The following is a 5,761-nucleotide window of genomic DNA, read 5'->3' as shown; positions in this document are numbered from 1 at the left end:
AGTCTGGAAAGCCAGACTCAGGCGATGATGGCGGTGATTTACGCAATAGCCTCACATAGACGTGACTTCATATCGCTATACGTTTGTGCGGCATATTTTTCTGCCCACCCCTGATCGGTAATGTGCTCAATATTTACGGCGCAATATTTGGTTTCCGGCGTTTTCGAAATAGGATCGAGATTGTCCTGGGTTAACTCGTTACACGCGCCAATCCACCATTGATAGGTCATATAGACCGTTCCGGCATTGATGCGCTCGGAGACATCCGCGCGGCTGATAACCTTACCGCGGCGCGAGCTGACCCATACCAGATCGCGATGACGAATACCCAGTTTTTCAGCATCATGGGTATTGATTTGCACATACCCAGGTTCGTCTGCCAGTGCTTGCAACGCTGCGCAGTTGCCGGTCATCGAACGGCAGGAGTAGTGCCCAACCTCACGCACGGTACACAGCACCAGCGGATATTGTTCATCAGGAACTTCTGCAGGCGCTCGCCACGGTGCGGCAAACAGTTTGCCTTTGCCATTGGCGGTATCAAACTGGCTGTGCGCGTAAAGGTAGGGCGTACCAGGACTATCGAGATCGGGACATGGCCACTGAACATGACCCATCTCACCCATTTTCTCATAGGTCACGCCGTAGAACAGTGGACACAGCTCGCGCATCTCATCCCAGATTTGCTGGTTATTTTGATACTGCATTGGATAACCCATTTCGCTGGCCAGCAGGCTGATAATCTCCCAGTCACGCTTTACATCACCGGTGGGTTCAATCGCTTTCTCAAAACGCTGGAAACCGCGATCGGCACAGGTAAAGACGCCACCGTGTTCACCCCATGAGGTGGCAGGCAGGAGGACATCGGCCATTTCCGCCGTCTTGGTCATGAAGATATCCTGCACGACGATAAAATCGAGCGCGTTAAATCCTTCGCGGACCAGACCCAAATCGGCCTCGGTTTGCAGTGGGTCTTCTCCCATGATGTAGTAGGCTTTGATTTTGCCTTCGATAGCCAGATGCGGAACTTCGGTGATGCGGGTCCCAACCTTGTCATCCATCTGATTAACGTCAATGCCCCATGCGGTGGCAAATTTCTCCCTGACGGCGAAATCGGTTACGTCCTGATACCCTGGAAACTGGTTAGGTAGCACCCCCATATCGCACGCGCCCTGCACGTTATTTTGCCCGCGCACCGGGCCAACACCGACGTTAGGGCGTCCCAGATTTCCGGTCAGCAAGGCCAGGCTCGACAAACCACGAACCACGTCAACGGCCTGACCAAACTGGGTGACGCCCATCCCCCACATCACGGTGGCCGATGGCGCCGCAGCAAATGTACGCATCGCCTGACGAACCTGCTGTGCGGGAACACCGGTTAAATGTTCAACGTCTTCAGGCGCATACTCCTTAACGGTTTCCCAGTATGTTTCCAGTCCTTCCGCATGCTTTTGTACATACTCGCGATCGTAGAGTTGCTCCTCGATGAGAACATGGCCAAAGGCGTTGACCAGCGCCATATTGCAACCGTTTTTCAACTGCAAATGTTGGTCAGCGATACGGGCAGTTTCAATCCGGCGTGGGTCGCAGACAATGATTTTTGCACCGTTCTGGCGAGCTTTAATTACCCAGCGGGCCACAATTGGGTGTGAATCGGCACAGTTATAACCAAAGATCAGCAGGCATTTTGAGTTTTCAATGTCGCTGATGGAATTGCTCATGGCGCCATTGCCTAACGTTTCCTGTAACCCGGCCACGGAAGGGCCGTGACAGACGCGGGCACAGCAATCGACATTGTTGGTATGGAGCACGCCACGTGCGAATTTTTGCATCACGTAGTTGGTCTCATTCCCTGTTCCACGGGAAGATCCGGTGGTCATGATGGCACGAGGGCCATAGGTATTTTTGATTTCAGTTAAGCGTTTTGCGGTGTAACGAATGGCTTCATCCCAGCTAACGGGAGTGAATTTTCCACCTTTTTCATAACGGATCATCGGGCGGGTCAGACGGGGAGTCAGAAGGCGAGTGTCGTTAAGAAAGTCCCAACCATAATAGCCTTTCAGGCATAACTGATTTTGGTTCGTTACACCCTCTGCGGCCTCAGCGCGGATGATTTTGTTATTCTCAACAACAAGCTTGAGCTTGCACCCGGCCCCACAGTATGGGCATACACTGGTGATTTTTTTCATCAATAACAGACCTGTTAAATGCTGAAATAGCGCGAATTGTAGACGCAGTCACGCGATACGCATCGCGGACTACGATGTGTCGTAGTGACGGACTGTTTAAGCATAAAGTGTGCCAGAAGTGAAAACCCAGCAATAGCAGGGGCTGACGGCCAAAGCCTTAAGCAGAATGACTGACGATTCGACATTAATGACGAGGCGCGACAAAATTTAGTCTGCCGGTCAGAGGTGTAACCTTATGAAACATCGGAAAAAGATGAAAAACAGAAGTGATAGCGATCACAAATTTTAATTTTTCAGCGCTATGCTATGCTTTTATACGACGAGTGAATCGTTAATTTAAAAACATAAGTGAGGGAAATTATGGGCATTATTTCATGGGTGGTTTTCGGTCTTATTGCTGGGATTTTGGCAAAATGGATTATGCCGGGTAAAGATGGCGGCGGATTCTTTATGACCATTATCTTAGGGGTTGTCGGTGCGGTAGTGGGTGGCTGGATCAGCACCTTCTTTGGTTTTGGTAAAGTCGATGGTTTCAACTTCGGCAGTTTCGCCGTGGCGGTGATCGGTGCGATTGTGGTGTTGTTTATCTACAGAAAAATCAAAAGCTAAGTAAACATACAGACAATAGAGGCCACTAATATGTGGCCTTTTTCTTAGGTCACCACCAGCCGAATTCTGTTCCCAGAACGACGATGATAGCCACGCCAATCATAATAAGCGTTGTTTTTTTCATCGTTATGCTCCCGGCGCAGCGTAGCCGCCAATAAAAAACCAGGATAAGAAAACGACAGCGGAAATGAAAATGATGACGGGGAAAATAATACCGAGTCGCATACGATTATCTGCCAGAGTTATTTAAAGACGGGTTAGCATAGCAGGGCTTAATGTACGACAAAAGTGGTTTTATCCTGACGCTTTTTATCCTTGTACATTGCGCTGTCTGCGAGGTGAAGCGCGCAGTTTACATCAGTCTCCAACGGATTAATTTCCACCACGCCCAGACTGGCGCCAGGATAAAATAGATGAATGTCGCCCAGGTGGTAGTCACCACAAATTTGCTGTTGTAGCTGATTTTTCACCTGCTGCAGGCGGTCCCGCGGATCCCTGTCATCTTCCGGTGACAGGCTCACGACTAAAAATTCGTCACCACCCAGTCGGCCAAGGATATCATTGTCACCGCATTCGCGAAGCAGACGCTGACCAATCTGGATCAGAAACTGGTCGCCAACCTCGTGGCCAAAGCGGTCATTGATCAATTTGAAATCATCCAAATCAATATAGGCAAAAATAATCTTCTGCCTGAGATGTCGGGCAAGGGAAAAAAGAGTCTCAACATTTTCAAAAATGGCGCGCCGATTCGGTAATCCGGTCAGGGCATCGGTGTAAGAGTGCGCAATCAGCGCGGCATTCGCTTCACGTAACTGAGCAACCAGCGACTCTTTTTGAATTGACTGGGCGATCAGGCCCGCAAACAGATGTAACACCTGTTCGCCACGTTGGCTTAATGCGTGCTGGTGGCGACTGGTGGCGCAGAGCGTACCGTAAAACGTTCCGTCGGGAAGATGAATCGGCGTGCTCAGGAAAGTGGTTATCTCCAGCGCGCGGGCGGCGGTACACTCTGGCCAGCGAGCGGGGACGTTGTCGCTGTACAGACAGTTTTCGTCTATGGCGCGTTTGCATAGCGTCTCATCCCAGGGTACGGACAGCCCTTCAGGGATCTGCATCTGCTTGCTATTGCGCGCATACAAAATATGCTGCAGGCGGGCATCTAAATCGACCTTGGTTAAATAGGTGGATTCCATCTCAGTCACCACTTCCAGCATCTCCAGAAGTTGCCGAACCAGGCTCTCAACTGACTGCTCCGTGGCTAAGGATTGTGAGACTCTGGCAAGGATCATGTCCGACATGAGGTGTAAATGCTCCTGAGTAATGACTGGGCTGACGTGGCCCGCATGATAGAACATCAAGATGAAAGATGAAACACGCCATCCCGCTCAAAACTTAAACATTAAATTGAAAGCTGGCAGTAAAACATGGAGATAGATGGAAAGTCGGGGTAACCTGCCGGGATAAGGTTTTTAACAGGAGTCGATATGAAACTGGCGTCTATTATTTTGCCCGGCTTGTTGGTGTTAGCGGGATGTACCACTCAGCCCGAAGCCCCCAAACCGCCGAAGATTGGTCTGGCGAATCCGGCATCGGTATATTGCGAACAAAAGGGCGGCTCGCTGATTGCGGTGCAGATCCCGCAAGGCGTAAGGTCGGACTGCAAATTACCGGGCGGGGAAGTGATTGATGAATGGGCGCTCTGGCGCAGAGATCATCCGACAACGGGCAAATGAAATCCGGTTAGCATTGACGTATCCATTCAGCCAGCACCAGCGCGTGGTTTTGCTGGGTGTTTTTCGCCGCATACAGTAGCGTTAAGGTTTGCTGTCGGGCAATCTCTGCGAGACGCTTTCCTTCCTGCTGCTGTAGGGCCAGTTCAGCGCGATATTGCTCGGAAAAGTGTGTGAAATCAATCAATTCTGCGTGGAACGCCTTGCGTAAATCAGATGACGGCGTAAGCGCTTTATTCCATTCGTTAAAAATAAGGTCGGTCTTTTTTACCCCGCGAGGCCACAACCTGTCGACCAGTACGCGATAACCATCATTTTTTTCTGCTGGGTCATATACGCGTTTACATTGAATTTTCATCTTTTCATCCGCTCCATTAATCCACTGCTTTGATATATTTCGACACCTTTATTACGGTTAAATAAGATCGTAAAACGTGACAATTGTAACATTCTGCCCGTCCTGACTCCCAATTTAAGGGATTGTGATACCAACAAAAAATCGGTAGGCTGAGGCTCCTTATGTTGTCCCTCATTGTCTGGACATAAGGAAAGCTTAATGGAAATTTCCCCGTTTAAAGATACGCTTCGCATTGCGCTGGTGGGTGATTACAGCCCTGATATTGTGGCGCATCAGGCCATTCCTCTTGCCATCGATGATGCCGCTGCCGTCCTGGAATTAGTGGCTGATTATGACTGGCTAACCACCTCTGATATTAGCAGCAGTGAAGATCTGATTGGCTATGATGCTATTTGGGTCGTTCCTGGCAGTCCATATCGGCACCTGGAAGGCGCACTGATCGCGATACGCTACGCGCGTGAAAACAGCATCCCATTCCTCGGGACCTGTGGCGGTTTTCAACATGCGATTCTGGAGTATGCCCGCAACGTGCTGGGCTGGAGTGATGCTGCCCATGCGGAAACGGATACCACGGGGCGGATGGTCATCGCACCGTTGACCTGCTCGCTGGTAGAAAAAACGGATGATATTGAACTGAGGGCCAATACGCTGATTGCCAAAGCCTACGGACGGGGTGTTATCTCCGAGGGGTATCACTGCAACTATGGCGTATCGGAAGATTTTGCCGCCGAGCTTGAGAGCGGTGATCTTCGTGTGACTGGCTGGGATGAGGCTGGTGATATCCGTGCCATTGAGCTGGTGACGCATCCTTTTTTTGTCGGCACACTCTTTCAGCATGAACGTGGAGCGCTGGCGGGAAAACCCGTGCCGTTAGTTCA

The 5,761-nt window shown here is 50.4% G+C and carries 8 protein-coding genes; 3 read left to right on the top strand and 5 right to left on the bottom strand.

Annotation, left to right across the window (positions count from 1 at the left end):
- Positions 1–38: 38 nt before the first annotated feature.
- Positions 39–2,186 carry a formate dehydrogenase subunit alpha gene (gene fdhF / locus FDW87_RS15035; RefSeq protein WP_137379894.1) on the bottom strand — a complete coding sequence of 716 codons (2,148 nt, stop codon included), beginning with the start codon at positions 2,184–2,186 and terminating at the stop codon, positions 39–41.
- Between the two features lie 360 nt (positions 2,187–2,546).
- Here fdhF and FDW87_RS15030 point away from each other — a divergent pair, with 360 nt between their 5' ends.
- Positions 2,547–2,795: a GlsB/YeaQ/YmgE family stress response membrane protein gene (locus tag FDW87_RS15030; RefSeq protein WP_016152796.1), complete on the top strand. Its 249-nt coding sequence runs from the start codon at positions 2,547–2,549 to the stop codon at positions 2,793–2,795.
- A 49-nt stretch (positions 2,796–2,844) separates the two neighbouring features.
- On the opposite strand, the gene yoaJ is transcribed toward FDW87_RS15030, so the two are convergent.
- Genes yoaJ through FDW87_RS15015 form a run of 3 tightly spaced genes read right to left on the bottom strand, consistent with a single transcriptional unit; the run spans position 2,845 to position 4,093 of the window.
- A complete protein-coding gene (gene yoaJ / locus FDW87_RS15025) occupies positions 2,845–2,919 on the bottom strand; it encodes a protein YoaJ (RefSeq protein WP_101700011.1) in 75 nt (24 codons plus the stop codon).
- Positions 2,920–2,921: 2 nt separating this feature from the next.
- Complete coding sequence (locus FDW87_RS15020) at positions 2,922–3,020, bottom strand: YoaK family small membrane protein (RefSeq protein WP_032941789.1); 99 nt, start codon at positions 3,018–3,020, stop codon at positions 2,922–2,924.
- Between the two features lie 47 nt (positions 3,021–3,067).
- On the bottom strand, positions 3,068–4,093 hold the full coding sequence (locus FDW87_RS15015; protein WP_016156295.1) for a sensor domain-containing diguanylate cyclase: 1,026 nt from the start codon (positions 4,091–4,093) through the stop codon (positions 3,068–3,070).
- A gap of 186 nt (positions 4,094–4,279) precedes the next feature.
- On the opposite strand from FDW87_RS15015, the gene FDW87_RS15010 reads away from it, so the two are divergent.
- Positions 4,280–4,528 carry a DUF333 domain-containing protein gene (locus FDW87_RS15010; RefSeq protein ID WP_016156296.1) on the top strand — a complete coding sequence of 83 codons (249 nt, stop codon included), beginning with the start codon at positions 4,280–4,282 and terminating at the stop codon, positions 4,526–4,528.
- Between the two features lie 7 nt (positions 4,529–4,535).
- On the opposite strand, the gene FDW87_RS15005 is transcribed toward FDW87_RS15010, so the two are convergent.
- The gene (locus FDW87_RS15005; protein WP_016152799.1) at positions 4,536–4,883 is read right to left on the bottom strand and encodes a DUF488 domain-containing protein; all 348 of its coding nucleotides are present in this window, start codon (positions 4,881–4,883) and stop codon (positions 4,536–4,538) included.
- Between the two features lie 198 nt (positions 4,884–5,081).
- Here FDW87_RS15005 and FDW87_RS15000 point away from each other — a divergent pair.
- Positions 5,082–5,761 (top strand): CTP synthase (locus FDW87_RS15000; RefSeq protein WP_137379934.1); only part of this gene is annotated, 680 nt, incomplete at its 3' end.

Source organism: Citrobacter sp. wls826 (assembly GCF_005281245.1).
Taxonomy (GTDB): Bacteria; Pseudomonadota; Gammaproteobacteria; order Enterobacterales; family Enterobacteriaceae; genus Citrobacter; species Citrobacter braakii.
The sequence above is the reverse complement of the archived record's forward strand: the minus strand, read 5'-3'. Positions and strand labels throughout refer to the sequence as shown.